The organism is Oceanimonas doudoroffii, from assembly GCF_002242685.1.
In the GTDB taxonomy this organism is placed as follows: Bacteria; Pseudomonadota; Gammaproteobacteria; order Enterobacterales; family Aeromonadaceae; genus Oceanimonas; species Oceanimonas doudoroffii.
Genome location: NZ_NBIM01000002.1, coordinates 30,856 through 55,338 on the forward strand (window position 1 = coordinate 30,856; position 24,483 = coordinate 55,338).

General features: G+C 62.1%; 26 protein-coding genes. 13 read left to right on the plus strand and 13 right to left on the minus strand.

Annotated features, from left to right (window positions below):
- Positions 1-32: 32 nt before the first annotated feature.
- Positions 33-1,457: a VWA domain-containing protein gene (locus tag B6S08_RS09815; RefSeq protein WP_094200631.1), complete on the minus strand. Its 1,425-nt coding sequence runs from the start codon at positions 1,455-1,457 to the stop codon at positions 33-35.
- Position 1,458: 1 nt separating this feature from the next.
- Positions 1,459-2,913, minus strand: coding sequence for an AAA family ATPase (locus B6S08_RS09820; protein WP_094200632.1), 1,455 nt, complete (start codon positions 2,911-2,913; stop codon positions 1,459-1,461).
- A gap of 182 nt (positions 2,914-3,095) precedes the next feature.
- Between B6S08_RS09820 and lpcA the strand changes: the two genes are divergently transcribed.
- Positions 3,096-3,677 carry a D-sedoheptulose 7-phosphate isomerase gene (gene lpcA, locus B6S08_RS09825; protein WP_094200633.1) on the plus strand — a complete coding sequence of 194 codons (582 nt, stop codon included), beginning with the start codon at positions 3,096-3,098 and terminating at the stop codon, positions 3,675-3,677.
- A 5-nt stretch (positions 3,678-3,682) separates the two neighbouring features.
- A complete protein-coding gene (locus B6S08_RS09830) occupies positions 3,683-4,465 on the plus strand; it encodes a class II glutamine amidotransferase (protein ID WP_094200634.1) in 783 nt (260 codons plus the stop codon).
- Between the two features lie 76 nt (positions 4,466-4,541).
- On the opposite strand, the gene purN is transcribed toward B6S08_RS09830, so the two are convergent.
- Entirely contained in the window at positions 4,542-5,180 is a 639-nt protein-coding gene (gene purN, locus B6S08_RS09835; protein ID WP_094200635.1) for a phosphoribosylglycinamide formyltransferase, read from the minus strand.
- Entirely contained in the window at positions 5,177-6,214 is a 1,038-nt protein-coding gene (gene purM / locus B6S08_RS09840; RefSeq protein ID WP_094200636.1) for a phosphoribosylformylglycinamidine cyclo-ligase, read from the minus strand. Before purM ends, purN begins: the two co-directional genes overlap by 4 nt.
- Positions 6,215-6,488: 274 nt before the next feature.
- Here purM and upp point away from each other — a divergent pair, with 274 nt between their 5' ends.
- The 4 genes from upp to hda all read left to right on the plus strand — a co-directional run bounded on the left by upp (position 6,489) and on the right by hda (position 10,186).
- The gene (gene upp / locus B6S08_RS09845) at positions 6,489-7,115 is read left to right on the plus strand and encodes a uracil phosphoribosyltransferase (protein ID WP_094200637.1); all 627 of its coding nucleotides are present in this window, start codon (positions 6,489-6,491) and stop codon (positions 7,113-7,115) included.
- 55 nt (positions 7,116-7,170) lie between these two features.
- Positions 7,171-8,439 carry a uracil-xanthine permease family protein gene (locus B6S08_RS09850; RefSeq protein ID WP_094200638.1) on the plus strand — a complete coding sequence of 423 codons (1,269 nt, stop codon included), beginning with the start codon at positions 7,171-7,173 and terminating at the stop codon, positions 8,437-8,439.
- 62 nt (positions 8,440-8,501) lie between these two features.
- Positions 8,502-9,470, plus strand: a complete 969-nt coding sequence (locus tag B6S08_RS09855; RefSeq protein WP_094200639.1) for a DUF2066 domain-containing protein — start codon at positions 8,502-8,504, stop codon at positions 9,468-9,470.
- Positions 9,467-10,186 (plus strand): DnaA inactivator Hda, encoded by a 720-nt coding sequence (hda, locus tag B6S08_RS09860; protein ID WP_094200640.1) that lies wholly within the window; start codon positions 9,467-9,469, stop codon positions 10,184-10,186. The genes B6S08_RS09855 and hda overlap by 4 nt, the downstream gene beginning before the upstream one ends.
- 234 nt (positions 10,187-10,420) lie before the next feature.
- Here hda and B6S08_RS09865 read toward each other — a convergent pair whose 3' ends face one another.
- Both B6S08_RS09865 and arsC read right to left on the minus strand, forming a co-directional pair.
- A complete protein-coding gene (locus B6S08_RS09865; RefSeq protein WP_094200641.1) occupies positions 10,421-10,798 on the minus strand; it encodes a DUF2069 domain-containing protein in 378 nt (125 codons plus the stop codon).
- Positions 10,798-11,145: an arsenate reductase (glutaredoxin) gene (gene arsC / locus B6S08_RS09870; protein WP_094200642.1), complete on the minus strand. Its 348-nt coding sequence runs from the start codon at positions 11,143-11,145 to the stop codon at positions 10,798-10,800. The genes B6S08_RS09865 and arsC overlap by 1 nt, the downstream gene beginning before the upstream one ends.
- 50 nt (positions 11,146-11,195) lie before the next feature.
- On the opposite strand from arsC, the gene B6S08_RS09875 reads away from it, so the two are divergent.
- The gene (locus tag B6S08_RS09875) at positions 11,196-11,651 is read left to right on the plus strand and encodes a TlpA family protein disulfide reductase (protein WP_094200643.1); all 456 of its coding nucleotides are present in this window, start codon (positions 11,196-11,198) and stop codon (positions 11,649-11,651) included.
- 154 nt (positions 11,652-11,805) lie between these two features.
- On the opposite strand, the gene bepA is transcribed toward B6S08_RS09875, so the two are convergent.
- Positions 11,806-13,248: a beta-barrel assembly-enhancing protease gene (bepA, locus tag B6S08_RS09880; RefSeq protein ID WP_425435357.1), complete on the minus strand. Its 1,443-nt coding sequence runs from the start codon at positions 13,246-13,248 to the stop codon at positions 11,806-11,808.
- Between the two features lie 117 nt (positions 13,249-13,365).
- On the opposite strand from bepA, the gene B6S08_RS09885 reads away from it, so the two are divergent.
- From B6S08_RS09885 to B6S08_RS09895, 3 genes are read left to right on the plus strand one after another with little or no spacing between them, the layout of a single operon-like run.
- Positions 13,366-13,587 (plus strand): sulfurtransferase TusA family protein, encoded by a 222-nt coding sequence (locus B6S08_RS09885; RefSeq protein WP_094200644.1) that lies wholly within the window; start codon positions 13,366-13,368, stop codon positions 13,585-13,587.
- An 11-nt stretch (positions 13,588-13,598) separates the two neighbouring features.
- The gene (locus B6S08_RS09890; RefSeq protein ID WP_094200645.1) at positions 13,599-14,669 is read left to right on the plus strand and encodes an AI-2E family transporter; all 1,071 of its coding nucleotides are present in this window, start codon (positions 13,599-13,601) and stop codon (positions 14,667-14,669) included.
- 32 nt (positions 14,670-14,701) lie between these two features.
- Complete coding sequence (locus tag B6S08_RS09895) at positions 14,702-16,039, plus strand: sodium-dependent transporter (protein ID WP_094200646.1); 1,338 nt, start codon at positions 14,702-14,704, stop codon at positions 16,037-16,039.
- A 70-nt stretch (positions 16,040-16,109) separates the two neighbouring features.
- Here B6S08_RS09895 and B6S08_RS09900 read toward each other — a convergent pair whose 3' ends face one another.
- On the minus strand, positions 16,110-16,946 hold the full coding sequence (locus B6S08_RS09900; RefSeq protein WP_094200647.1) for a tetratricopeptide repeat protein: 837 nt from the start codon (positions 16,944-16,946) through the stop codon (positions 16,110-16,112).
- 12 nt (positions 16,947-16,958) lie between these two features.
- Entirely contained in the window at positions 16,959-17,558 is a 600-nt protein-coding gene (locus B6S08_RS09905; RefSeq protein WP_245849848.1) for a 4'-phosphopantetheinyl transferase family protein, read from the minus strand.
- Between B6S08_RS09905 and B6S08_RS18415 the strand changes: the two genes are divergently transcribed.
- Both B6S08_RS18415 and B6S08_RS09910 read left to right on the plus strand, forming a co-directional pair.
- Complete coding sequence (locus B6S08_RS18415; RefSeq protein ID WP_169716391.1) at positions 17,557-17,814, plus strand: hypothetical protein; 258 nt, start codon at positions 17,557-17,559, stop codon at positions 17,812-17,814. The two genes, B6S08_RS09905 and B6S08_RS18415, sit on opposite strands and share 2 nt — an antisense overlap.
- A 16-nt stretch (positions 17,815-17,830) precedes the next feature.
- Positions 17,831-18,274 carry an NlpC/P60 family protein gene (locus B6S08_RS09910; protein WP_094200649.1) on the plus strand — a complete coding sequence of 148 codons (444 nt, stop codon included), beginning with the start codon at positions 17,831-17,833 and terminating at the stop codon, positions 18,272-18,274.
- A gap of 104 nt (positions 18,275-18,378) precedes the next feature.
- Here B6S08_RS09910 and B6S08_RS09915 read toward each other — a convergent pair whose 3' ends face one another.
- Both B6S08_RS09915 and B6S08_RS09920 read right to left on the minus strand, forming a co-directional pair.
- Entirely contained in the window at positions 18,379-20,232 is a 1,854-nt protein-coding gene (locus B6S08_RS09915) for a DUF3413 domain-containing protein (protein ID WP_094200650.1), read from the minus strand.
- Between the two features lie 32 nt (positions 20,233-20,264).
- Positions 20,265-20,492, minus strand: coding sequence for a YejL family protein (locus B6S08_RS09920; protein WP_094200651.1), 228 nt, complete (start codon positions 20,490-20,492; stop codon positions 20,265-20,267).
- A 77-nt stretch (positions 20,493-20,569) separates the two neighbouring features.
- Between B6S08_RS09920 and yejK the strand changes: the two genes are divergently transcribed.
- Entirely contained in the window at positions 20,570-21,565 is a 996-nt protein-coding gene (gene yejK, locus B6S08_RS09925) for a nucleoid-associated protein YejK (RefSeq protein ID WP_094200652.1), read from the plus strand.
- A 65-nt stretch (positions 21,566-21,630) separates the two neighbouring features.
- Here yejK and ahpF read toward each other — a convergent pair whose 3' ends face one another.
- Both ahpF and ahpC read right to left on the minus strand, forming a co-directional pair.
- On the minus strand, positions 21,631-23,172 hold the full coding sequence (gene ahpF / locus B6S08_RS09930; protein WP_094200653.1) for an alkyl hydroperoxide reductase subunit F: 1,542 nt from the start codon (positions 23,170-23,172) through the stop codon (positions 21,631-21,633).
- An 86-nt stretch (positions 23,173-23,258) separates the two neighbouring features.
- Positions 23,259-23,825 (minus strand): alkyl hydroperoxide reductase subunit C, encoded by a 567-nt coding sequence (gene ahpC / locus B6S08_RS09935; RefSeq protein WP_094200654.1) that lies wholly within the window; start codon positions 23,823-23,825, stop codon positions 23,259-23,261.
- Between the last annotated feature and the right edge of the window lie 658 nt (positions 23,826-24,483).

The window sequence follows — 24,483 nt, forward strand, 5'->3', positions numbered from 1 at the left end:
ATCAGCAACCTACGGCAGGCAGACAAGGCTAATCAGGCCCTGGCCGCCTGCTCCAGGCTGCGCCAGTCGCTGAACAGGTGCACCGGGTCACACACCTTGCGCATGGCGTGCAGGGCGGTGGCGTAGCCTAGCTGCAGGCCAAATAGGCGCACGCCCAGGGCTTCCTTGCCGTGCTTCACCTGAGCCTGCAACTTTCTGGACACTTCAAACTCGCCGTCGCTTACCAGCAGAATATCTGCCTGCCGCCATTCCTGCTGTTGCAGCCGGGTGAGGGCGGCATTGAGCGGCGTGCTCACGTCGGTGCCGCCACTGAAGGAGCCGCGCAGCATGTCGAGCAGCTCGGCCAGGGTTAATGTCTGGTTGTCGAGTACCAGCAGCTCGCCGGCGCCGCCAAACAGATACACCAGACAGCCGCGTTGCTGCTGTTTGGCCATGCGCAGGGCCGCCAGCACCATGGCTTTGGACACCTGCTCCGCCAGGCCGTGCATGGAGGCGGAGGTGTCCAGGCACAGAATAATGGGGCCAAGCTGGGTACCCTTGCCGTCGCCTTCGCCCTTGCCGGCCCGGGGCAGGGGCCAGTCGTTGCCCGCATCGATGGGCATGACCCCGGCCACGGCGTAGCTGAGCAGGCTTTGCTCCGCCCGGCGGGCATGCCACAGCATATGCAAAGACGGGTGCCCCAGCAGGGCCGCTTCCAGCGCCAGCATGCGCGACAGATTATCGGAGCGGGTAATGCCCTGGGTTTCCATGGGAATGCCCGGCAGCCGCCGCTCTCTGGGGCCGTTATCCCGCGGGCTCATCATCTGCTGCAGCTGGCTCAGGGTGGCGCTCTGCTCCGGATCCGGCCGCTGCTGGCCCATGAGTTTAAGCAGTTTTTGCAACTGGCGAATGTCCGCCACCCAGCGGGCCAGGCGCAGCAGATCGAACCAGGCGCGGTCGCGCAGGTGGCCGCTGTCCTTGTCGGTGCCAATGGCCGGGGCGATGCCGAACTCCTCGGCCACGTCATCCAGCGCCTGCCACAGGCTGATGCGCTGCTGCCACTGCTCCGCCAGCTTGGCGATGGCTCGGCGCGTGTGCCGGGCCCGGGCGCGGTGTTCGGCCTGCTCTGCAGACATTCCTTGCTGTTGCAACAGGCCGGCGGTGGCCGGCCAGATCAGCTCCACCTGCTCCAGCACCAGTAATATGTCCTGCATGATGGCCCGGGCCACGTCCGGGGTTTCCTTGCAGTATTCCAGGGCATTGGCGCGCACCAGCAACTGGCGAATGCGCCGTTCGGTGCTGGTGCTCAGCCAGTCGCCGGGGGCCGGCAGCCGTCCCTTGTCGAGCTCGCTCAGCATGGCCAGTACCCGGCTGGCCCGAGGCAGCAGGCTGCCCAGGGGGTGGGTGACCACCAGGCTGAACAGGCTCTCGGGCAGCTCGCTTAACGGCGCCAGGCCGGCGCTTTGGGTGGGGGCCATCTCAGTCTTCAACCGGCAGGTCGGCAAAGGCTTCACGCAGGGCCTGCAGCCGCTCGTGCTGGCGGCTCAGGCCGGCCTGCTGCTGCTCCAGCTGGCTGCGGGCGCGCTCACCCAGCTCCGGGCTCAGCCACAGGTGCTGGCGCAAACGCTGGCCCAGGCCCTGTTGCTGGGTATCCAGCCAGGCCAGATAGTCCGCCAGCTCGTCGATGCGCTCATCGAGCTGGCGCAGGCGCGAGGCCACATGGCTGGCGGGCCAGGCCCTGGGCTGCAGGGCGCTGGGGCGCTGATAGCTTTCCATCAGCGGCTGATATTGATCCCGATTGCCGCCCAGGTTGCGGACTTCCTGCTCGGTGAATACCGAGTCGGGCAGCCGGGGCTGGCGATAGAGCAGCTGGCCGCTTTCATTGCGCTTGTGGCGCTGGCCCCTGGCCTCGGTGACCGGTTGGCCCTGCTCGTCGAGATAAAGCTGATAGCCCTGCTCATTGAGGGACGGTAGTACCGGATCGGCATCCTGATCCAGCCGTTCCTGCCAGCTGTCGACCATGTCGCTCACCAGTTGCGGGCTGAAGCCCGGATCCGCGGCAATGTGCTCGTGCAGCCAGTCGCTCAGCCGGCCTTGCTGCTCCGGCTGCTGCCACAGGCAGTGGGGCAGCAGCCAGGCGTCGAGCAGATCTGCCTGTGGCTGACCATTGCAGCAGGCCGATACCTTGAGCAGCTTGACCACCTTGCGCCAGCGCCGGTCCGACACCGGTATGTCCTGCTCGGCCAGAAAACGGCGCAGGCTATGCAGCAGGCGAATCAGCGCCGGCGACAGCGGCAGTTGTTCGGCTTCTTTGCGTAAAGAGGCCAGCTCGGCACCGGTCAGCTTCAGCTCGGCTGCCGGCTCCTGATAGGGCTGGTTCAGGGTAAGCAGGCCGGTAAAGGCGTCGTCGCCCACCGGGGCCACCTGAAAGCGCAGCAGAAAACGGTCATACAGGGCATTCAGTTCGGCCCCTTCCGGCAGCTCGTTGCTGGCCGCGATCACCGACACCAGGGGCACCGGCAGGCGCTCGTTGCCGTTGTCGAACTGGCGCTCGTTGAGCAGGGTGAGCAGGCTGTTGAGAATGGCGCTGTTGGCCTTGAAGATTTCATCAATAAAGGCGATGGAAGCCTCGGGCAGGTAACCCTGCGTCTGGCGCAGGTAACGGTCCTGCTCCAGCGCCTTGATGGACAGCGGGCCAAACAGCTCTTCCGGTACCGAAAAGCGGGTCAGCAGCCGTTCAAAATAGCTGCCGTCGGCCATCAGGGTGTGCAGCCGGCGCGACAGCTCACTCTTGGCGGTGCCGGGCGGACCCAGTAGTAACAGGTGCTCGCCGGAAAGGGCCGCCAGCAGGGCCAGCCGGGCCGGGGTTTCTCGTTCCAGCAGCCCCTGCTGCAGGTGTTCGATTAATGCGGCGATGCGGTTTTTTGCGTCCATGTGCCAGACCTGTGAGAGTTTTGTATTAAAAGCTTGGCAATATTGTACTTAAAAAGTGCTGTGTGACCAATGTCACAGACCGCAGCAGGTGGCAATGGAGGCCCCAGGCCGGACTCCTTCGGCTTTGCGCTCTGAGTGACTTGTGCCAAAATGCGCCTTTACCGCAAGCGAGAGGCCATTACATGTATCAGAATCTGATCCGCAGCGAGCTGAACGAAGCCGCCGAGGTGCTGAACCGCTTTCTGGCCGATGACGCCAACATTGCCGCCATTGAGCGCGCGGCCAAACTGCTGGCCGACAGCTTCAAGGCCGGCGGCAAGGTGCTGTCTTGTGGCAATGGCGGCTCCCATTGCGACGCCATGCACTTTGCCGAGGAGCTGACCGGCCGCTACCGGGAAAACCGCCCCGGCTACCCGGCCATCGCCATTTCCGACCCCAGCCACCTGTCCTGCGTGTCCAACGACTTTGGCTACGAGTTTGTGTTCTCCCGCTATCTGGAAGCGGTCGGCCGCAAGGGTGATGTGCTACTCGGTCTGTCCACCAGCGGCAATTCGGCCAATATTCTCAAGGCCATTGAGGTGGCCAAGGCGGCGGGCATTCAGACCATAGCGCTCACCGGCAAGGACGGCGGCAAGATGGCGGGGCTGGCGGATGTGGAAATTCGCGTGCCGCACTTTGGCTATGCCGACCGCATTCAGGAAGTTCATATCAAGATCATTCATATTCTGATCCAGCTGGTCGAAAAGGAAATGGAGCAAGAGTAAGCCGCATGTGTGAATTGCTAGGGATGAGCGCCAATGTGCCTACCGACATCTGTTTCAGCTTTACCGGCCTGATGCAGCGGGGCGGGCGCACCGGCCCCCACAAGGACGGCTGGGGCATTGTCTTCTACGAGGGCAAGGGCCTGCGCACCTTCAAGGATCCGCAACCGTCCAGCCAGTCGCGCATTGCCCAGCTGGTACAGGAATACCCCATCAAGAGCTGTGCCGTGGTCAGCCATATTCGCCAGGCCAACCGGGGGGGCATTGCCCTGGAAAACACCCATCCCTTTACTCGGGAGCTATGGGGCCGTTACTGGACCTTTGCCCATAATGGCCAGCTCAGTGGTTACAAAAAGCTGAAGACCGGTCGGCACAAGCCGGTGGGCGACACCGACAGCGAGCTGGCTTTTTGCTGGCTGCTGAACGAGCTGGAGCGAAAGTATCCGCGCAAGCCCGGTAACATGGCCGCCATGTTTCGCTATGTGGCCACCCTGAGTGATCAGCTGCGCGGCCTGGGGGTGTTCAACATGCTGCTTACCGACGGCGAATACCTGATGACCTACTGCAGCAACAACCTGCACTGGATCACTCGGCGTGCGCCCTTTGGCCCGGCCCGGCTGATTGACGAAGAGGTGGAAATCGACTTTCAGAAGGAAACCACCCCCAACGACATCGTCACCGTGATCGCCACCCAGCCGCTCACCAACAACGAGCAGTGGCACAAGATGCAGCCCGGTGAATACAACCTGTTCTGGCTGGGCGAGCGCATCGCCGGTAACGGCAGCGAGTAGGCAGCGACAGGGGCATGTGCCAATAAAAAAGGATGCATATGCATCCTTTTTTTATGTCGACTTTTTGCGTTGGCGCTCAGTCGCCGGCATGGCCTTCCGGCGGCAGCGGCTGATTATCCAGCCAGGCCTGGCCACCCTTCATGGCCAGCCGGCCGTCGCAGAACCAGCGCACCGCCAGCGGGTAGATGGCATGCTCCTGCACATGCACCCGCTCCGCCACAGTAGTGGCGTCGTCGTCCGCAAACACGGGGACCCGGGCCTGCAGGATCACCGGGCCGCCATCCAGCTCTTCGGTGACGAAGTGCACGCTGCAACCGTGCTCGTCGTCGCCGGCGTCAATGGCGCGCTGGTGGGTGTTCAGGCCCTGATATTTCGGCAGCAGGGAAGGGTGAATATTGAGCATTCGCCCTTCATAGTGGCGCACCAAGGCCGGGGTGAGAATACGCATAAAGCCGGCCAGCACCACCAGATCCGGGGTGTAACCGTCGATCCGCTGCCGCAGCGCGGCGTCAAAACTGTCCCGGTCGGCAAAGTCCCGGCCCGGCAGCACCTCGGTGGCCACGCCGGCCGCGCGAGCCCGCTCCAGGCCATAGGCGTCGGCCTTGTTGCTGATCACCGCCACCACTTCGCCGCCCAGGCGGCCTGCGGCCGCCTGATCCAGCAGGGCCTGCAGGTTGCTGCCGTTGCCGGAGATCAGCACCAGGATGCGTTTCATTTGATTTCGACCTGCTCGGCGCCCTCGGCGGCCTGTTCGATACGGCCGATGACCCAGGCGTTTTCGCCGGCGTCTTGCATGAACTGGACCGCGGCGTCGGCCTGGTCGGCGGGCAGGGCAATGACCATGCCCACACCACAGTTGAAGGTGCGGTACATTTCATGGGTTTCGACGTTGCCTGCCTGCTGCAGCCAGGTGAATACCTCGGGCCACTGCCAGCTGGCGCCGTCGATCACCGCCTTGGCGCTCTCGGGCAGTACGCGGGGAATGTTTTCCCAGAAACCGCCGCCGGTGATGTGGCTCAGGGCGTGAATGTCGAACTGCTTGATCAGCTCCAGCACCGGCTTGACGTAGATGCGAGTGGGGGCCATCAGCGCGTCGGCCAGGGTGGCGTCGCCCAGGGGCTGATTCAGATCGGCCTGGCTGACTTCCAGGATCTTGCGGATCAGGGAATAGCCGTTGGAGTGCGGGCCACTGGAGCCTAAGGCGATCAGGGCGTCGCCCGAGGCTACTTTGGAACCGTCGATAATGCCGCTTTTCTCAACCACGCCCACACAAAATCCTGCCAGATCGTAGTCGCCGGCCTCGTACATGCCGGGCATTTCCGCGGTTTCACCGCCGATCAGGGCACAGCCGCTCAGCTCACACCCTTCACCAATGCCGGTCACCACGTCGGCGGCGGTGTCTACATCGAGCTTGCCGGTGGCGTAGTAGTCGAGAAAGAACAGCGGCTCGGCGCCCTGCACGATCAGATCGTTGACGCACATGGCCACCAGATCCACGCCCACGCCCTGATGACGCTTGAGGTCAATGGCCAGGCGCAGCTTGGTGCCCACGCCGTCGGTGCCGGCCACCAGTACCGGCTCCTTGTAACCGGTGGGCAGCTGGCACAGGGCGCCAAAGCCCCCGAGGCCGCCCATGACTTCCGGGCGCTGGGTGCGGCGGCTGACGCCCTTGATGCGTTCAACCAGGGCGTTGCCGGCGTCGATGTCGACACCGGCGTCTTTGTAGCTCAGGGGTTTGTTCTGCGTCACGTGTTGTTACCTTGTCATTGGTGTTGAGCCCGCCCGGTGCTCTTTGGCACCGTGGCCAGCCCGGGTAAGTGTTTCGGCGGCTATTCTAATTTAATGCGGGAAGCAGTGCCACTGGCAGCGGCTCAAGGACGTCGCGGGCAATCCGCGGCAGGGCCGCCGGCCGGCATGGTCTTTTGCTAAAATTACTCCTGAAAGTCTGCCGCCGAGCGCTATTTTATGCTAGAGTTCCGCGGTTTTTTGTGTCCGTTATTTAGTGCGTCGGGAGAAGTTGTTGATGAAAGTCGTTGAGGTCAAGCACCCTTTGGTTAAACACAAGCTGGGTCTGATGCGGGAAGCCGACATCAGCACCAAACGCTTTCGTGAACTGGCAAAGGAAGTCGGCAGCCTGCTGACCTACGAAGCCACTGCCGATTTTGAAACCGAAAAAACCACCATCAATGGCTGGACCGGCGCCACCGAGGTGGATCAGCTCAAGGGCAAGAAGGTCACCGTAGTGCCCATTCTGCGGGCCGGCCTGGGCATGATGGACGGCGTGCTCGAGCACATGCCGAGCGCCCGGGTAAGCGTGGTGGGGGTATACCGGGACGAGGAGACCCTGCAGCCGGTGTCCTATTTCAACAAGCTGGTCAGTCATATCGACGAGCGTCTGGCGCTGATCGTGGATCCCATGCTGGCTACCGGCGGCTCCATGATCGCCACCATCGATCTGCTTAAGCAGCACGGCTGTACCAATTTCAAGGTAATCGTGCTGGTGGCCGCCCCGGAAGGGGTCAAGGCGCTGGAAGCGGCCCACCCTGACGTGGAGCTGTATTGCGCCTCGGTGGACGAGCGCCTCGATGAGCACGGCTATATCATTCCCGGCCTCGGCGATGCCGGCGACAAGATTTTTGGTACCAAGTAAGTTCATTTAAAACCGGCCCAGGCCGGTTTTTTTCTGCTGTTTGAGGTTGTAACAAATGAATCCCGCTGAACGCACTCAGGAGCTGGCGCCCGGCCAGCCGGCGGTGCACACCCCCTTGCGTCAGGCCCTGGCCGGCTCCCAGATGTTGTTTGTGGCCTTTGGCGCCCTGGTGCTGATGCCGCTGATCACCGGCCTGGATACCAATGTGGCACTGTTCACCGCCGGTATCGGTACCCTGGTGTTTCAGATCTGTACCAAACGCCAGGTGCCGATTTTTCTGGCGTCCTCCTTTGCCTTTATCGCGCCCATTCTTTATGGCGTGCAGACCTGGGGTATTCCCGCCACCATGAGTGGCCTGATGGCGGCGGGGATCATGTATGTGCTGCTCAGCCAGCTGGTGCGCTGGCGCGGCACTGCCTTGCTGACCCGGCTGCTGCCCCCCGTGGTAGTGGGCCCGGTGATCATGGTGATTGGCCTGGGCCTGGCGCCCATGGCGGTAAACATGGCCATCGGCAAGAGCGGTGACGGCAGTGCCGTGCTGGTGGCGCACGACACCGCGTTGTGGTTGTCGCTGGGCTCCCTCATTACCACCCTGCTGGTGTCCACCCTGGCCAAGGGTGTGTTCCGGCTGGTGCCCATCACCGCCGGCATTGCCGTGGGTTATGGCATGGCCCTGGCCATGGGCGTGGTGGACTTTTCTCCGGTGCGGGATGCGCCCTGGTTCTCCCTGCCCAACTTTGTGGCGCCGGAGTGGAACTGGCAGGCGGTGCTGTTCATGATTCCGGTGGCCATTGCCCCGGCCATTGAGCACATTGGTGATGTGCTGGCCATCGGCTCGGTGACCGGCAAGGACTATCTGAAAAAGCCCGGCCTGCACCGCACCCTGCTGGGAGACGGCCTGGCCACCGGTGCCGCCTCCCTGTTTGGCGGCCCGCCCAACACCACCTACTCCGAGGTGACCGGCGCCGTGATGCTGACCAAGAACTTCAACCCAGTGATCATGACCTGGGCCGCCGGTTTTGCCATTGCCCTGGCCTTTGTGGGCAAGTTCGGCGCCCTGATGCAGAGCATTCCGGTGCCGGTGATGGGCGGCATCATGATCTTGCTGTTCGGCTCCATCGCCACCGTTGGCCTCAACAGCCTGATCAAGCATCAGGTTGATCTGTCTCAGGCCCGCAACCTGTGCATCGTGGCGGTGATCCTGGTGTTCGGCATCGGCGGCATGGCCTTTGGCATCGGTGATTTCAGCCTGCAGGGCATCAGCCTGTGCGGCATTGTCGGCATTCTGCTGAACCTGGTGCTGCCCAGGGAGCGGCCCCATTGATTCTGGCATGAGTCCCGGTCAGTGGTTATCATGAGCGCCCGATTTTCGACAATGGCCAAGTCATGCTGAAACAATTGCTGCTGTCGCTGATGCTGCTGGGTTTCGCCGGCGTGTCGGCCGCGTCCGTGTTCGAGGTGACCCTCGATCCTGCCCCCTACAGCCGAAAACTGGCCCGGGAACAGGCGGTGGATGTGTTGCTGGCCCGGCTGGCAGGCAGTGCGGCCGAGGCGTCCTGGGTACGGGACGAAATACGTGAGAACGGCGCCCGTTACCGTGAAGACGAGCAGACCGGCGGTGGCTATCGAGTGCGTTTTGAGCGGGGCGAACTGTTGCCCCTGCTGGAAAGCGCCGGGCTCAAGGCCTGGACCGGGCCACGGCCATCGCTGCTGGTGTGGCAGGTTAACGGCCAACGTGCCCTCGATACCATGACCACCGGCTGGCGCCGGGCCGGCAGCGATTTTGCCGTGCCGATTTTGTGGCCGCTGTGGGATCTGCAGGAGCACCTGCAGGTGAACAAGGACGCCCTGCTGCAGAATGGCGCCCTGACCGAGGCCAGCCGCCGCTATGGCGCCGAGCTCTGGCTGGCGGTACAGCAACGGGGTGGTCAGCTGGACTGGCGGCTGTTTTCCCGGGATGGCGAGCCCCCCCTGGCCCAGGGTCAAGCCGGTGATCCGGCCGGCGTGCTGGCGGCGGTCAACGATTACTGGGTGACCCATCAGGGCGTTCAGCGTGCACCGGCCCCGGTCAATCAGGCGCCGGCCGAGGCGTTGCAGGCCGGCGCCCATGCCCCGGGAGAGTACATCCTGGTGGTGACCGGCCTGCGGCATTTCGCCGACACCGTTCGCCTGCAGCAACGGCTGGCGGCGCTGGACGGCGTGAGTGGTGTGCAGTTGCTGGACAGTGCCGGCGATGAAGTTCGGCTTAAGCTGATGCTGTCGGGCCCCGCTGGTGCGGTACAGGGCCTGCTGGCCGGCGCCGGCCTCAGTGCCCTGGGTGAGCATCGTTACCGGCTGGCGGAGGCGCCCCGGTGAGCCGTGACGGTGATGCACAGCAACCGGCCCAGCTGGCCCTGGCGGTGCAGCTGCCCGATGATGAAACCTTTGCCAGCTTCTATCCGGGCGACAATGCCCAGCTGATCACCGCCCTCAAAAACGCCGCCCTGGGGCAGGGCGACGAGGTGATCTACCTCTGGGGCCAGCCCGGCTCCGGCCGCTCCCATCTGCTCCATGCCACCTGCGCCGAAGTCAACGCCAGCGGTGAGGCGGCCACCTGCCTGCCCCTGCACGCCCACCGGCGCATGTCGCCGAGTCTGCTCGACGGCATGGAGCTGCTGCCGCTGGTGTGCCTCGACAACCTGGATGCCATTGCCGGGATCGATGAGTGGGAGCGGGCGGTGTTCAACTTCTTCAATCGCCGGCGGGAGCGGGCGTTGGGCACCCTGGTGATCAGCGCCTCGGCACCGTCCCGTAATCTGGGCCTGGGGCTGCCGGATCTGGCGTCGCGGCTGGACTGGGGCGTGGCCTATCAGCTGAAAACCCTGGATGACGAAGGCAAGCTCAGCGCCCTGCAGCTGCGCGCCGAGCTGCGTGGCTTCAAGCTGCCCACCGACGTGGGCCGGCTGCTGCTGAGCCGGCTGTCCCGGGACATGAGCACCCTGCTGGCGGCGTTGGATCTGCTCGACAACGCTTCCTTTCAGGCAAGGCGCAAGCTGAGCCTGCCCTTTACTCGGGAAATACTGGGGCTTTAAATCGAGGGGCTGGGGAATAGGGATTGGGGAGCTCCGTAGGTTGGGATTCGCTTCGCTTATCACAACCTATTGCTATATGCCATTGACTCCGGGTCATGCCTGGTGTGACGGCGGTGTAGGCCCCGATTTATCGGGGCGCGTTATTTGAGCGCAGCACCGAATGTGGCTTTATTTGCCCGGCTAAAGCCGGGCCTACAAGCCAATCCCCAGTCCCTGATCCCTAGTCCCTAGTCGTTAATCCTTTTTCTTCTTGCGAATACTCAGGCCCAGCTCGCGGCCGCGCAGCTTGGCGTAGTAGCTGTTGCCCACGAACATCAGGGTGGCCAGCAGCAGCTCAACCAGCGCCAGCCAGCGTTCTCCCTCATCCACCCACAGCAGGGTCAGGGAGTGCAGAAAGTAGGGCATGATCAGAAACACCGCCCAGGCGTGCGTATAGGGATTGCCCTTGAGCATGCCCCGCATCGGAATAAACAGCCAGGGCAGCCACATGGTCAGCATAAAGCCGGCACCCAGCTCCGGATGCGGTGACAACAGGCCATGCCAGAGCGCCACCCAGACGATCAGGCCGAGATAACCGGTAAGCGCCAGCTTGCGGGCGAAGGCGGTAGTCATTACAGAATATCCAGTACTTGCTCGGGCGGACGACCCAGGGCGGCCTTGCCGTTGCACACTACAATGGGGCGCTCAATCAGTTTGGGGTTGGCGACCATGGCTTCAAGCAGCGCCTTCTCGTCGGTCACGTCCGCCAGTCCCAGGGTCTTGTATACCTCTTCCTTGGTGCGCATGAGCTGGCGGGCCGAGGCCATGCCCAGCTGGGTCAGCAGGGTTTTCAGCTGATCGGCGGAAGGCGGGGTGTCCAGGTATTTGATCACCTCGGGCTCAAGTCCCTTGTCCTGCAGCAGGGCCAGGGTCTCCCGGCTTTTGGAGCAGCGGGGATTATGATAGATAAACAGACTCATTATTCACTCCTGTGGCGTGGCTGCGGGCATTGTATAGAAGGAAAAGCGCAATGAGCAAACTTCCGCTCTGGGTTTTGACGATGGTGCTGGTGCTGGCCGGCTGCCGCGAGGCGGCCACCCTGACCCTGGCCGATGGCGAGCAGCGGCGGCTGGCCGATTACCGGGGAGACTGGCTGGTGGTGAACTATTTTGCCGAATGGTGTGCCCCCTGCCTGCGGGAGCTGCCCCTGCTCAATGCCCTGAATGACGCGGCCGGACCGGCGGTGCTGGCGGTAAGCTTTGATGCCATGCCGGCCCAGGCGCTGCAACAACTGCAGCAGCGCCTGGCCATTCGCGTGCCGGTGGCGGCCGGCCTGGAAGGGCCCTGGCCCTTTGAGCTGCCCCGAGTGTTGCCCACCACCTTTGTGCTCGATCCCGACGGCAAGCTGGCAGAGCGCCATCAGGGGGAGCTCAAGGCGGAGGATATTGCACGCTGGCAGCATCATTATTGGGGGAGTAAGGACTAGGGGTTAGGGACTTGTGTGTCGTTATTGGCAGAACCGAGGTAGGTTGGAATGAGCGCAGCGAATTCCAACATTCCACCGCCGCCTGCGTGTTGCGATTCGCTCCGCTTATCGGCAACCTACGACCGTACACTTTTCCAGTCCCCGGTCCCGAGCCTTAGTTCCTCAGCGCGTCCCATTCCTGCTGCTGCTGGCGCAGTTGTTCCAGCCGGGCGCCGAGGCGGGCCCGCTGCATGGCGTCCTGAGACAGGGTGGCGGCCAGTTCCATTTGCTGCACCGCCACGTCGTAGCGGCCCTTGAGTGCGGCCAGCTCGGCCTGGGCCCGGCGAAACGCGGACTCGTCGCTGAGCGGGCGCAGGGACTGGGCCAGCAGCTCCCAGGCCAGGGCGGCATCGGGCCGGCGGCGCAGGTAATCGTCGAGCAGGGCGGCGGCGTCCTGATTGCGGCCGGCCTGCAGCAGGCTGTCGGCCAGGTTAATCATGATCACGGTATTGTCAGGCAGGCGCCGGCGGGCCTGCTCCAGCCGGGCGATGGCGGCCTCGTGGCGGCCTTCGGCGTTGTCTACATCGGTCAGGGCGTCGAGCACGAACAGGTTGCCGCCGTGACGCTCGGCCAGCTGCATCAGCAGGGTCCGGGCCTGCTGATGCTGGTTGATTTCCATCAGCCCCAGGGCCTGGCCGTAGCGGGCGGCGTCGGGCAACCAGGCACCGCCGGCCTTTATCTGCTGCTCAAAATACCGGTGTTGCTCCGTGGTGCCGGCCTGTTGCAGCCGCACCATGATGCGGGCCTTGGCCAGTTGAAAGTCAAGCGAGGGCGACAACGGCCGGGCGGCATATTCCGCCGCCCGGCTACGGGCCTCGGCGATACGGCTGGCGGGCAGCGGGTGGGTCAGCAGCATCTGGGGCGGGGTGCTGGCAAACTGGTACTTGTCAGAGAGCTTCTGAAAAAAGCCGGCCATGGCGTTGGGATCAAAGCCGGCGTTGTACAGCAGGCGCAGGCCCAGCCGATCGGCCTCGAATTCGTTGTCCCGCGTGTAGTTGATGGCCGACTGCATACGCAGCCCCAGGGTGGTCTGCAGGGCGGCCATGCCCGCCTGGGGGTTGACCACCGCCAGCGCCACCGAGCCCACCAGGCCGGCAATGGTCAGGGGGGTGCCGCGGGACTGGGATTCCAGGTAGCGGGCAATGTGGCGCTGGGTGACGTGGGTGATTTCGTGGGCCAGCACCGAAGCCAGTTCGCTTTCACTTTCCGCGTACAGGAACAGCCCGGTATGCAGCTGCACCACGCCGCCGAGAAAGGCGCTGGCGTTGATGCTGTCATCCCGAATCAGCAGAAAGCGAAAGGGAAAACGCACCGAGTCGGCCTGGGACAACAGCTTCAGCCCCAGATCGGAGATGTATTCATTCAGCACCGGATCGTCCACCACCGGCTGATTGGCCCGGGCGAAGCGGCTAAAGGCGTCGCCAAAGCGCACTTCCCGCTCCACCGACATGGCGCTGACCCCGGCGGTGCCTATGTCGGGCAGGCTGTTATCGGCCTGAGCGGGCTGGGCCGCCGTCAGCGCCATTGCCAGCGCCAGTGAAAGGGTGCGGTACATCATGTGGGCTTGTTCCTTGCTGAATGCAGATCGGCAGAATAACTGTCCGCCTTGAGTGGAACAAGCATTGTTTGGCGCTGGCAGGCGAGGGATAATGCCTTCTTTTTACAAAGGATGAGTATGGACCGCCTGGACGCCGGCGCGCTGCGTTGCCCGCAGCCATTGCTGGAGCTGAAACTCTGGCTGAAGTCGGCCGGGGCCCGCCAGCGACTGTGGCTGCGGCTGACCGACACCGGCTCGCGCCGGGACATTCCCGCCTATCTTGTGCGCACCGGCCAGGGAGTTGAGGTCGTCACGGACTGCCCCGAACAGCTGGTACTCATCGTCACCAAACACTCATAAGGAAGCTCTGCATGTTGGATGTTCTCAAGCACTGGTATCGGCAGCGGTTTTCCGATCCGGGGGCGGTGGTGCTGTTTTTGCTGCTGCTGTTCGGTTTTGTGGTGGTGTATTTCATGGGGCGCATACTGGCGCCGTTTTTCGCCGCCGTGGTGATTGCCTACCTGCTGGAATGGCCGGTGGGCCGCCTGCGCCGGCTGGGGTTGGGCAGAGGGCCGGCGGCCGGGGTGGTGTTGCTGATGTTTGCGGTGTTGCTGGTGCTGTCGCTGGTCAGCCTGGTACCGTCCATTCTCAACCAGAGTGTCAACCTGGCGCGGGAAGTGCCCACCATGATCAACCGGGCCCAGGAGGTGCTGCTGACCCTGCCCGAGGAGTATCCGGAGCTGGTGGACGTTACCCTGATGCAAAACCTGCTCAACGATCTGCGCGGCCGGCTGGTGGGCTCGGCCGACGCCATACTGAGCGTTTCCATCAGCTCGCTGACCAATGTGGCGGTACTGATGGTGTACCTCATTCTGGTGTCGGTGCTGGTGTTCTTCATGCTCAAGGACAAACCGGCGCTGCTGCAGAGCATGCGCCGCTTTCTGCCTCGTAACCGGGAGCTGATCTCCCGCGTGTGGCACGAGATGAACGTGCAGATCGCCAACTATGTGCGCGGCAAGGTCATTGAAATCCTGATCGTCGGCGGTGTCAGCTATGTCACCTTTATGCTGCTGGGGCTTAACTATGCCCTGCTGCTGGCGGTACTGGTGGGATTCTCGGTACTGATCCCCTATATCGGCGCCGCCGCCGCCACCGTGCCGGTGGCCATGGTGGGGCTGTTTCAATGGGGCTTTGCCGCCCCCTTCTTCTACCTGATGGTGGCCTACGCCATTATTCAGGCGCTGGACGGCAACGTGCTGGTGCCCATCCTGTTTTCCGAGGCGGTCAACCTGCACCCCATTGCCATTATCGTGGCGGTGCTGGTGTTTGGCGGCCTCTGGGGCTTCTGGGGCGTGTTTTTCGCCATTCCCCTGGCCACCCTGGTCAAGGCGGTGATCAACGCCTGGCCCCATCATGATGAGGCCGCGGCCGGGCCGGCCTGACGCCAATCGTTATCAATAGCAAGGAATACAAAGTGAGAGAACATTTCGCCTCCCGCTTCGGGTTTATCATGGCGGCCGCGGGAGCGGCGGTGGGCCTGGGTAACATCTGGGGCTTCCCCACCCAGGCGGCCAGCAACGGCGGTGGCGCCTTTCTGGTGACCTATCTGGTGCTGGTGTTTGCCCTGGCCTTTCCCATGCTGGTGATGGAGGTGGCCATCGGCCGCCATGGCCAGGCCAACCCGGTGGATGCGGTACGCAAACTGGGTAAAAGCCCGTTGCAGCAGTCCCTGGCGGGGCTGGTGGGTTATGCCGGCATGCTGGTGCCGAGCCTGGTGCTGTCATTTTATGCCATAGTGGCGGGCTGGCTGATGGCCTTTCTGGCCGCCAGCGTCACCCGCATGCTGGGCTGGCCGGCGGCCACCGAGTGGCTGGAGGCCTTTGGCCTGGGCCGCAATATCGTCTGGACCCTGGTGTTTTATCTGCTCACCATTCTGGTGGTGCAGGCCGGGGTGCGCCGGGGCATAGAGCGCTGGTCGGCCCGGCTGATGCCGGCGCTGTTTGTGCTGTTTGTGCTGCTGTTTGGCTATATCCTCACTCAGGACGGCGCCATGGAAGGGCTGCGCCACTACCTGGTGCCCGACTTCAGCAAGGTGATGGACGGCCAGCTGCTGATCAGCGCCATGGGGCAGGCGTTTTTTTCCCTCACCATCGGCGGCTGTTCCATGTTGATGTACGGCTCCTACCTGAGCCGGCAGGAAAGCATTCCCACCACCGCCTTTCAGGTGACCCTGATCGATACCGGGGTGGCCTTTCTGGCGGGCCTGGTGATCCTGCCGGCGATGTTTGTGGCCATGAACCACGGCGTGACCATCTATGCCGATGACGGCAGCCTGCTGAGCAGCGACACCCTGGTGTTTCAGGTGTTGCCGGCGCTGTTTGACAGCATGGGCCCGGTGGGCATGCTGATGGCACTGGTGTTCTTTGTGCTGATGGCCATTGCCGCGCTGACTTCATCCATTTCCATGCTGGAGGTGCCGGTGTCTTATGCCACCGAGCGGTTCGGCACCTCGCGGCCGCGCATGACCTGGCTGCTGGGCAGCGCCCTGGCGTTGTTCAGTGTGGTGATCTGCCTGAACTTCGGCACCCTGTTCGGTTTTGTGATACGGCTGTCCACCCAGAACATTCAGCCCCTGGTGGGCCTGGGCTTCTGCGTGCTGGGCGGCTGGATGTGGGGGCGGGCCAAATTGTTTGACGAGCTGGTGAAGGGGACGCCGGCGCTGTCCGACAGCCTGTTCTGGCGCATCTGGCCCTGGTATGTGCGGCTGGTGTGCCCGCTGCTGGTAGTGCTGGTGATCGGCGCCAGCTGGTAACGCCGGTGAGGGGTGAACAGTGAGGGGGAGGAGACGAACTCTTCGCTCCTTTCCCCTCACATTTCACCGCTTAATACAGCATGCTGTACAGCTTGCGGCGATAGCGGGACGCCACCGGATCGGCACCCATGCTGGTCAGCATATCCAGCAAGTGCTTCTTGGCTTCGCCAAAGGACAGATCCCGCTGCAGGATCTCGATCAGCAACTGCAGCGCTTCTTCCTGACGGCCGGCCTGAAAATACTGCACCGCCAGCTCTTCCTTTAACTCCAGGCTGTCGGGAGTGGCGGCCAGCTTTTGTTCCAGCTCGCGCAGCTCGGGGCTGTCGGCGGCTTCTTCTGCCAGCTCCAGCCGGGCCAGCACATGCTGGTACTGGCTGTCCTGATCCGCCATGCCGATGGTGTCGAGCAACTGCCGGGTTTCTTCCAGCTTGTTCAGGGCCAGGGCGGTCTCGGCCAGGGTCAGGCGAATGGCGGCGCTGTCATTGAGTACCCGGGCCTGTTGCAGCAGGCCATAGGCGGCCTGGGGATCCATGCCCAGCATTTGCTTGGCCTGATCCAGCAGCTGTGCCGCCTCGTCGGGCAGGTAGGGCTTGAGGAAGGTGTTAAGGGCGGCATCGTCCTGCGGGCCTTCCAGCATGTCCACCGGCTGGCCGTCCTTGAACGCCACCAGGGCCGGCAGCGCCTGCAGGCCCAGCTGCATGGCGAGGCTTTGCAGCTGCGGGTCGGCCACATCCACCCGGGCCAGATCCACCTGACCGTTGTCGGCACCGATCAGTTGCTCCACCTGGGCGCGCATGGGCTGGCACTCGGGCACCTGATCGGCGTGGAAAAAGATCACCACCGTTTTGCTCATGGACGCCTGGATCAGCGCCTGCTGAAAATTCTCTACCGTGATATCAACGAACATTGAGAAGCCTCTTTAGGGGTTTATGGCTAGATTGGGTTGCGGACCCGTTATTTCAAGTTCAGGGGCGCAATCCGCCGGGCTCAGCAGGCGCAGTCCGGCGGTCTCGCCAGCCACCGCCAGGGTCAGGCTGGCGCCGGCCGCATGCCCCTGATAGAGCCGGTAGGCACGTTTATGAAAGCGGGCGAGGGGCTCGCCGGGCTGCCACACTACCTTATCCAGATTATGGGCAATGCCGCCGCCGTCGGCCTTGAGCACGGCTTCCTTGACCGTCCACAGTTGCTGAAAGTCCGCTTCGGGACTGCGGCTGCTGGCCAGCCAGGCTTGCTCGTCGCCGGCCAGGTAGCGCCGGGCCAGCCGGGCGATGCGATCGGGCGGCAGGCGCCGGCTTTCCAGATCTACCCCCACCGCCGCGACGGGGCTGAACGCCAGCGCCAGCAGCGGACCGCTGTGGCTCAGGTTAAACTGCCAGCCGCCCTCGACCAGGGCGGGCTTGCCCTTGTCGTTCAGGCGAATGTCGAGCCGTGCCGGCGGCACTCCCAGGCGCGCGCCCAGACAATGGCGCAGCAGGTAGCGGCCCAGCAGGAATAACTGAGCCTGCAAGGAATGCTGCATGGTCGCCAGGCGCTCCTGTTCGGCGGAAGAGAGCGTTTTTAAGGCAGTTGATGGTGTTTTTATCGCCGATGCGTCACAAATCAGCAGTTCGGCGCCAATATCCTTGTTTTTACTCATTTTCTGCTTTGCAAAATACCGGGGTTCTGGACTAGTATCTTTGAGTTCATCAATTGGTTGCCATTATCCATATGATAAAGAAAGTCATTGTTATCGGCAGTCTGCTTCTGATGGCCGGGTGCAGCAGCACACCGGATGAGAAGTCAGGTAAAAAGATGGCTGGTAGAAAACCGTCTTCTTCCCTGACTTACAGCATCAGTACCGAGCCCATGAAACCGGCCAGATCGGCGGCCACCCTCACCAACCTGCATCAGGTCTATCAGCGCTGGCGGGGCGTGCCCTATCGCTTTGGCGGTGAGGGGGCGGACGGCATCGACTGCTCTGCCTTTACCCAGGCCCTCTACCAGGAAGCCTTTGGCATGGAGCTGCCGCGCAGCACATACGAGCAGGTAAACCTGGGGCGCGAGGTGGAGCGGGAGCAGCTGCGTCCGGGTGATCTGGTGTTCTTCCGTACCGGCCGCAGCACGCAACACAACGGCGTTTACATTGGCAACGGCAAGTTTGCCCATGCTTCTTCCAGTGTCGGGGTGACCATCTCCAGACTCGACAATGTGTACTGGAAAAGCCGTTACTGGCAGGCCCGCCGGGTTCTGGACTGAACACCGAATAACGAAGGTTAGGGACTGGTGACTTGGGAGCAGCACTCAATAACCATTCCCTAATCCCTAATCCCTAATCCCTAATCCCTAATCCCTAATCCCGGTTATTTGCCCTGAAACCGGTTCAGCTCGTTCATCACCTGCATCAGCAGGGTCAGCTCCGGGTTGGCTTCCTCCCGCGCCCGGTAACTGCCGGCATCCAGCAGTTGCAGATCGCCCTGGCGGTTGAACAGGGTGATGTCGCTGCCCTGGAAAATGGCATATTCCTCTTCATCCGAGGCCAGTCGCCAGCGGCTTTCCCGCACCGTAAACAGTGACTGGCCACTGGCATAGCTGCGCAGCGGGCTGTTCACCCCCAGCGCCTGCTGCAGCAGGGTGGGGGCCAGATCCAGGTGGCTGGTGGGGTGGGCAAAGCGCTCGGGGGCTTCTCGTCCGGGCCAGGCCACCACCAGGGGAACCTGTAGCTGTGCTGGGGAATAGGCATTGCCAAAGCCCCAGGTGTTGTTGCCGTTGTCGTTGAACTCCATGCCGTGGCCCGAGGTCACCACCACTATGGTATTCCGCTCCACACCCTGCAGCAGGCCAAGCAGCCCACCCAGCAGTTGATCCGTGTAAAAGGCGGCATTGCGGTAACGGTTGAGCAGGGCATCGTGCTGCTCGCTGCGATAGGGTTCGGCCGGGTTAAGCCGCTCCAGCGACGGCTGAAACGGCCCGTTCATGCCATCGGGCAGCGACAGGGCGTTGAGGGCGTCGAGATAGACAAAGGAAAACCAGGGCCGGTCGTCCTGCCCGTCGGCCAGCCAGCCGGCAAACCGCCCCAGCGCCAGTCGATCGCCTTCGGCCCCGCCCACGGCGGGCTGTTCACCCGGGCTGCGCAGGGTGGTGAAAATGGCATCCCGATACAGGGCCGAGCCGGTGCCCCCGCTGACAAAAAGCCCCAGGCGGTAGTCCTGGCGTTGCAGTTCGTCGATCAGTACCGGGGCCTTGCGCTCCAGCTCTGCCTCCTGCCGGTAGTGGGCTGGCAGGCTGTAGAACAGGCTGAACAGCGCCGGCTCCGGCCGGTTGCCGGCGCTGAGATGATTGTCAAAGCGCAGGTGGCGGTCGGCAAAGCGGCTCAGGTTGGGCATGGTAATGTCGTCGAGCTGATCGGCACGCAGGCCGTCGGCCACCACCAGTAAAATATTGGGAGCCTGCTCCGCGGGCTGCACCGACAGGGGACGCAGCGGATAATTGAGCCGTTGTTGCGGGCTGCCGGTCAGCTGTTGCGAGCGTTGCCGGTATTCCTCTTCGTCCAGCCAGCCCTGCTTTATCAAAAAGCTTTTGGCGGTCATGGGGTAGGACAGGGGAAAGTTGGCCTTTTGCAGGGTAATGGGCGTATACAGGGTGGCGTCGGCCCAGATATGCACGCTGTGGGTCAGGAAAAAACACACCAGCAGGGGCAGGGTCAGCGGCCGGGACAGGCTGCGCGAGCGGCGCGGACTCCAGCGCCACAACCAGGATGCCAGCCACAGCTCGGCCACAAACAGCAAGGGGACCCAGGCAAACAGCCAGCCCCAGCCCGGCGCTCCTTCCGCCTGGGCCTGATCCAGCAACAACCGCCACACCGAGGGGTTGAGGTGAAAGCCGAACAGGCTGAAGACCTGAGTGTCCACCAGTAGCAGGGTGAGGGCGCCGGTGGCCAGTCCCGCGCCCATTAGCTGCACCGCCCGCAGCTTTGGCACCAGAAAGGTCAGCGGAAACAGGGTCAGCAGGTAGGTGCAAAAGGTGAGGAAGGCGAAATGTCCCACCCAGCTCACCAGCATATAGCCGATGCCAAGGGCGCTGTCGGGCAGGCCGGCGGCAAACAGATAGCGGGTAGACACCGCCATGGCCAGCAGAATGTTGAAAAACACGAACCAGTGACCCCAGCCGATTAGCCGGGAGACGTTGTCGCGATAAAGGGGACCGGTTTCAACCATGACGTTGCTGTTGGCGAGAACGGAAAAGGCGCTTAATGCGCCCCTTTCTGGGTGTCGACCGAGGAGGTCAGCACACTGGCAAATTTGTCGGCAATGGCCTTGCGCTGGCTGGGGGCCACCTGATGATTGATCACATGGGTGGCCAGGTTGCCCAGTACCATCAGGCGCAGATCCGCCGGCGCCTGGTGCTTGTCCATGACCGCCTCCAGCTCGCTCAGCAGTTGGTCGAATTGTTTGTCGTACTTGGAAATCACAGGCATGGGCGTTCAATCATTTAACTTGATAACAGGGTGTCTATAATACCCCACCCCTAACGGCAACTCTATGGCAATCTGACATGAGCCTGGACATCGAACACATCATAGTGCATTCCCTGTTTTTGAATGAACAGGGACAGGTTGCACTCGCCCGGCGAGACGACGAACTGGCCGCGGGACCGGCCGTGACCGAGCTAATGGGCGAGCTGCATCATATCTACAACACCAAGGCCGGCAAGGTATTCGGCCACTTCAGCGACGAGGATACCGGCTTTCGGGATCTGGTGCGGCGCATGGAAGATCAAAGCCTGGGCTTTGCGGCCTTTTCGCACCAGGCCGCCGAACGGCTGCTGGCGGAGCTGAACCGGCTGGACATGCAGGAAGAGGGCGTGCTGTTGTTTGTGCGCTACCAGTGGCTGGGCGCCCATTACCTGCTGATTGCCCTGCTCGACAACAAGGACAGTGTGACCGTGACCGAACAGCTCGATGTAAGCCGGGCCAGTTATCTGGATCTGGGGCGCATGCAGCTGGCGGCGCGGCTGGATCTGACCGAACTGCAGACCCGGCCGGAGTCAAAACGTTATTTCTCCTTTATCAAGGGGCGGGCCGGACGCAAGGTATCGGACTTCTTTCTCAACTTTCTGTCCTGTGTCGAGGGCATGGATCCCAAAGCCCAGAGCCAGGGCCTGATGAAGGCGGTGGACGAATACTGCGATGCCCGCCAGCTCAGCCAGGAAGAAAAGCTGCAGAGCAAGGCGACCATCAGCAAGTACTGCCGGGAGCAACTGAAGGAAGGTGAGGAGCTGGAGCTGCGTGAGCTGTCGGCAGAACTGGGCGCCGATGACGATCTCGACTTTTATCAGTTTGTCAGTGAGGAATATGCGCTGGAAGAGCGGTTTCCGGTAGACCGTTCGGCCCTCAAGGGCCTGACCAAATACGTGGGCTCGGGGGGCGGGCTGACCATCAGCTTTGATCAGAAACTGCTGGGTGAGCGCATTGAGTATGATGCGGCTACCGATACCCTGACCATCAAGGGCACCCCGCCCAACCTCAAGGCCCAGCTGCAGAAAGGATAAAAAATCGTGAGGAGTCAGGGGGAGGAGTTCAAGGCTTTTCACCTCACTCCTCACCCCTCACGGGCTTATGAGCGGATCAGATGATCAAAGGCGCCCAGGGCGGCGGTGGCACCGGCTCCCATGGAGATGATGATCTGCTTGTAGGGCACGGTCGTGGCATCGCCGGCGGCGAACACCCCGGTCATGGAGGTGGCGCCACGGGCGTCAATGATCACCTCGCCGGTGCGGCTCAGCTCCACTTCCGAGCCTTGCAGAAATTCGGTGTTGGGTACCAGGCCGATCTGCACAAAGATACCCGCCACATCCAGGCGCTTGCTGTCGCCGCTGACCCTGTCGGTATACTGCATGCCGGTCACCTTGTTGCCATCCCCCAGCACCTCGCTGGTCTGGGCATTCATGATGATGTCGATATTGCCCATGGAGCGAGCCTTGCGTTGCAGCACCTCGTCGGCGCGCAGGGTGTCGGCAAATTCCAGTACGGTCACATGCTCGACGATGCCCGCCAGATCGATGGCCGCCTCAATACCTGAATTGCCACCACCGACCACGGCCACGCGCTTGCCCTTGAAGAAGGGGCCGTCGCAGTGGGGGCAATAGGCCACGCCCTTGGTGCGGTACTCGGCTTCCCCGGGCACGTTCAGCTCGCGCCAGCGGGCACCGGTGGCGAGTATGACCGACTTGCTTTTGAGCACGGCACCGCTGGCCAGCGGCACTTCTATCAGCTCGCCCCGTTGAATGCCGGCGGCGCGCTGGTTGGTCACCAGCTCGACATCGTACTCCTTGACGTGTTGCTCCAGGCTGGCGGCCAGTTTCGGGCCTTCGGTATAGGGCACGGAGATAAAATTCTCAATGCCAACGGTATCCATGACCTGGCCGCCAAAGCGTTCGGCCACCAGTGCCGTGCGCACGCCCTTGCGGGCGGCGTAAATGGCCGCCGCGGCACCGGCCGGGCCACCACCCACCACCAGTACGTCAAAGGGATCCTGCTCGTTGAGCTCGGCGGCCTGACGCTCGGCGGCACCGGTATCGAGTTTGCCGACAATCTCTTCCAGGGTCATGCGACCCTGACCGAAATGTTCACCGTTCAGGTACACCGCGGGCACCGCCATGATCTGGCGTTCGTTAACCTCATCCTGGAACAGGGCGCCGTCAATCATCACATGGGTGATGTTGGGGTTCAGGTTCGCCATCAGGTTCAGCGCCTGGACCACATCCGGACAGTTCTGGCAGGACAGGGAAATATAGGTTTCAAAATGAAACTCACCCTTGAGATTGCGGATCTGCTCCAGCAGCTCCGGCGCCGCCTTGGACGGATGGCCGCCGGCCTGCAGCAGGGCCAGCACCAGGGAAGTGAACTCATGGCCCAGGGGAATGCCGGCAAAGCTGACCCGTGGTGCCTGCCCGGCGGGAGCCACGCTCATGCTGGGACTGCGGTCGGCCGTCGCCTGCTCAAGGGTGATCTTGCTTGAGAGCTCGCTGATTTCGGTCGCCAGCGTCAGTAATTCGTTGGATTTTGCAGAGTCGTCACCGGACACGCTGATGGCTATCGGCGAGACAATGTTCTGCAGATAGGTGTCCAGTTGTTTTTTGATATTGGTATCTAACATGGTCGTGTCCTGTGCAATGAAATCAATAAAAGCAGGGGAGGGAGTATTCGGCCCGCCATGGGGCGGGCCGTTGGCAGGAGCCTGACTTAGATTTTGCCGACCAGATCCAGGGACGGGGCCAGGGTGGCTTCGCCTTCCTGCCATTTGGCGGGGCAGACTTCACCCGGGTGGGCGGCCACATACTGGGCGGCCTTGATCTTGCGCACCAGGTCAGAAGCATCGCGGCCAATGCCTTCGGCGGTCACTTCAATGGCCTGAATAACGCCCTCGGGATCGATGATAAAGGTGGCACGGTCGGCCAGGCCCTGACCTTCACGCATCACACCAAAGTTGTTGGTGATGGTGCCGGTCTGGTCGCCCACCATGTAGTACTGAATCTTGCCAATGGTGTCTGAGCTGTCGTGCCAGGCCTTGTGGGTAAAGTGGGTGTCGGTGGATACCGAGTACACTTCCACGCCCATTTTCTGCAGCTCGGCATAGTGATCCGCCAGATCGCCCAGTTCGGTGGGGCACACAAAGGTGAAGTCGGCCGGGTAGAAGAACACCACGGACCATTTGCCCTTGAGATCGGCGTCGCTCACCTTGACGAATTCGCCCTGATAAAAGGCATCGGCGGTAAAGGGTTTGATTTCGGTATTGATGGAAACGGCCATAACAGCTCCTTTTGTGTTGTCGGTAAATGTGTGTCTCGAACGCCGTTGATGGTAAGGGAGAATAGACTGTTAGGTAAAATCATTGGTTTCTATTGAATTGATTGTTGGTTCCTATTTTAAATATCGGGAATGCCGCGACCCGCCAAAAAAATCTTCCTCTTCGACTGGCCGACCAGGGCGGCAGCCCAGCCTTAAATGAGCGAAGTTGTCGCCTGTCTGTGCCCTGTTCAGGGGCGATCATGAAAATGACAAAACAACGACACTCCTGGTAATCCGTGGTTGAGGGTACTGTAGGAGTGAATGATTTTTTGCGATCGCAAAAATACTGGTCGATAATTGTACTGGTTCCCGCTGGGCCCGGCTTCAGCCCACGGCTTACCGCGGTCAGGTGGCGTATGTAAGGAAAAGGGTTTTGTTTGATGTTGGTCCAAGGTTGTTATGGTTTTGGTGTTAAATTTACGTAATTTAATTACATTTATCGCTACTGTGACCTTGATTATGGTTTTTTTGATGTGCCTTTATTCAAGGGGGTGAGCCAGTTTTTAACGTTTTATTGGGCCAGGGGTGGAATGTGACATATGTTGTGTTTTAGTTAAATTGGATCTTGATTTAGGGCTTTTTTTTGCGCAACGTAATAGTCACACCGCAACGCAAAACA

What these genes read in the sequence shown, in the direction of transcription:
- ahpF (WP_094200653.1), bottom strand. Translation starts at nt 23,172, where the DNA reads ATGTTAGATACCAATATCAAAAAACAACTGGACACCTATCTGCAGAAC.
- B6S08_RS09905 (WP_245849848.1), bottom strand. Translation starts at nt 17,558, where the DNA reads ATGCAGCATTCCTTGCAGGCTCAGTTATTCCTGCTGGGCCGCTACCTG.
- B6S08_RS09850 (WP_094200638.1), top strand. Translation starts at nt 7,171, where the DNA reads ATGAATCCCGCTGAACGCACTCAGGAGCTGGCGCCCGGCCAGCCGGCG.
- B6S08_RS09915 (WP_094200650.1), bottom strand. Translation starts at nt 20,232, where the DNA reads ATGGTTGAAACCGGTCCCCTTTATCGCGACAACGTCTCCCGGCTAATC.
- B6S08_RS09920 (WP_094200651.1), bottom strand. Translation starts at nt 20,492, where the DNA reads ATGCCTGTGATTTCCAAGTACGACAAACAATTCGACCAACTGCTGAGC.
- B6S08_RS09855 (WP_094200639.1), top strand. Translation starts at nt 8,502, where the DNA reads ATGCTGAAACAATTGCTGCTGTCGCTGATGCTGCTGGGTTTCGCCGGC.
- B6S08_RS18415 (WP_169716391.1), top strand. Translation starts at nt 17,557, where the DNA reads ATGGTCGCCAGGCGCTCCTGTTCGGCGGAAGAGAGCGTTTTTAAGGCA.
- upp (WP_094200637.1), top strand. Translation starts at nt 6,489, where the DNA reads ATGAAAGTCGTTGAGGTCAAGCACCCTTTGGTTAAACACAAGCTGGGT.
- arsC (WP_094200642.1), bottom strand. Translation starts at nt 11,145, where the DNA reads ATGAGTCTGTTTATCTATCATAATCCCCGCTGCTCCAAAAGCCGGGAG.
- B6S08_RS09910 (WP_094200649.1), top strand. Translation starts at nt 17,831, where the DNA reads ATGGCTGGTAGAAAACCGTCTTCTTCCCTGACTTACAGCATCAGTACC.
- B6S08_RS09875 (WP_094200643.1), top strand. Translation starts at nt 11,196, where the DNA reads ATGAGCAAACTTCCGCTCTGGGTTTTGACGATGGTGCTGGTGCTGGCC.
- yejK (WP_094200652.1), top strand. Translation starts at nt 20,570, where the DNA reads ATGAGCCTGGACATCGAACACATCATAGTGCATTCCCTGTTTTTGAAT.
- B6S08_RS09885 (WP_094200644.1), top strand. Translation starts at nt 13,366, where the DNA reads ATGGACCGCCTGGACGCCGGCGCGCTGCGTTGCCCGCAGCCATTGCTG.
- B6S08_RS09820 (WP_094200632.1), bottom strand. Translation starts at nt 2,913, where the DNA reads ATGGACGCAAAAAACCGCATCGCCGCATTAATCGAACACCTGCAGCAG.
- B6S08_RS09815 (WP_094200631.1), bottom strand. Translation starts at nt 1,457, where the DNA reads ATGGCCCCCACCCAAAGCGCCGGCCTGGCGCCGTTAAGCGAGCTGCCC.
- B6S08_RS09890 (WP_094200645.1), top strand. Translation starts at nt 13,599, where the DNA reads ATGTTGGATGTTCTCAAGCACTGGTATCGGCAGCGGTTTTCCGATCCG.
- bepA (WP_425435357.1), bottom strand. Translation starts at nt 13,248, where the DNA reads ATGATGTACCGCACCCTTTCACTGGCGCTGGCAATGGCGCTGACGGCG.
- lpcA (WP_094200633.1), top strand. Translation starts at nt 3,096, where the DNA reads ATGTATCAGAATCTGATCCGCAGCGAGCTGAACGAAGCCGCCGAGGTG.
- ahpC (WP_094200654.1), bottom strand. Translation starts at nt 23,825, where the DNA reads ATGGCCGTTTCCATCAATACCGAAATCAAACCCTTTACCGCCGATGCC.
- B6S08_RS09865 (WP_094200641.1), bottom strand. Translation starts at nt 10,798, where the DNA reads ATGACTACCGCCTTCGCCCGCAAGCTGGCGCTTACCGGTTATCTCGGC.
- B6S08_RS09830 (WP_094200634.1), top strand. Translation starts at nt 3,683, where the DNA reads ATGTGTGAATTGCTAGGGATGAGCGCCAATGTGCCTACCGACATCTGT.
- B6S08_RS09900 (WP_094200647.1), bottom strand. Translation starts at nt 16,946, where the DNA reads ATGTTCGTTGATATCACGGTAGAGAATTTTCAGCAGGCGCTGATCCAG.
- purN (WP_094200635.1), bottom strand. Translation starts at nt 5,180, where the DNA reads ATGAAACGCATCCTGGTGCTGATCTCCGGCAACGGCAGCAACCTGCAG.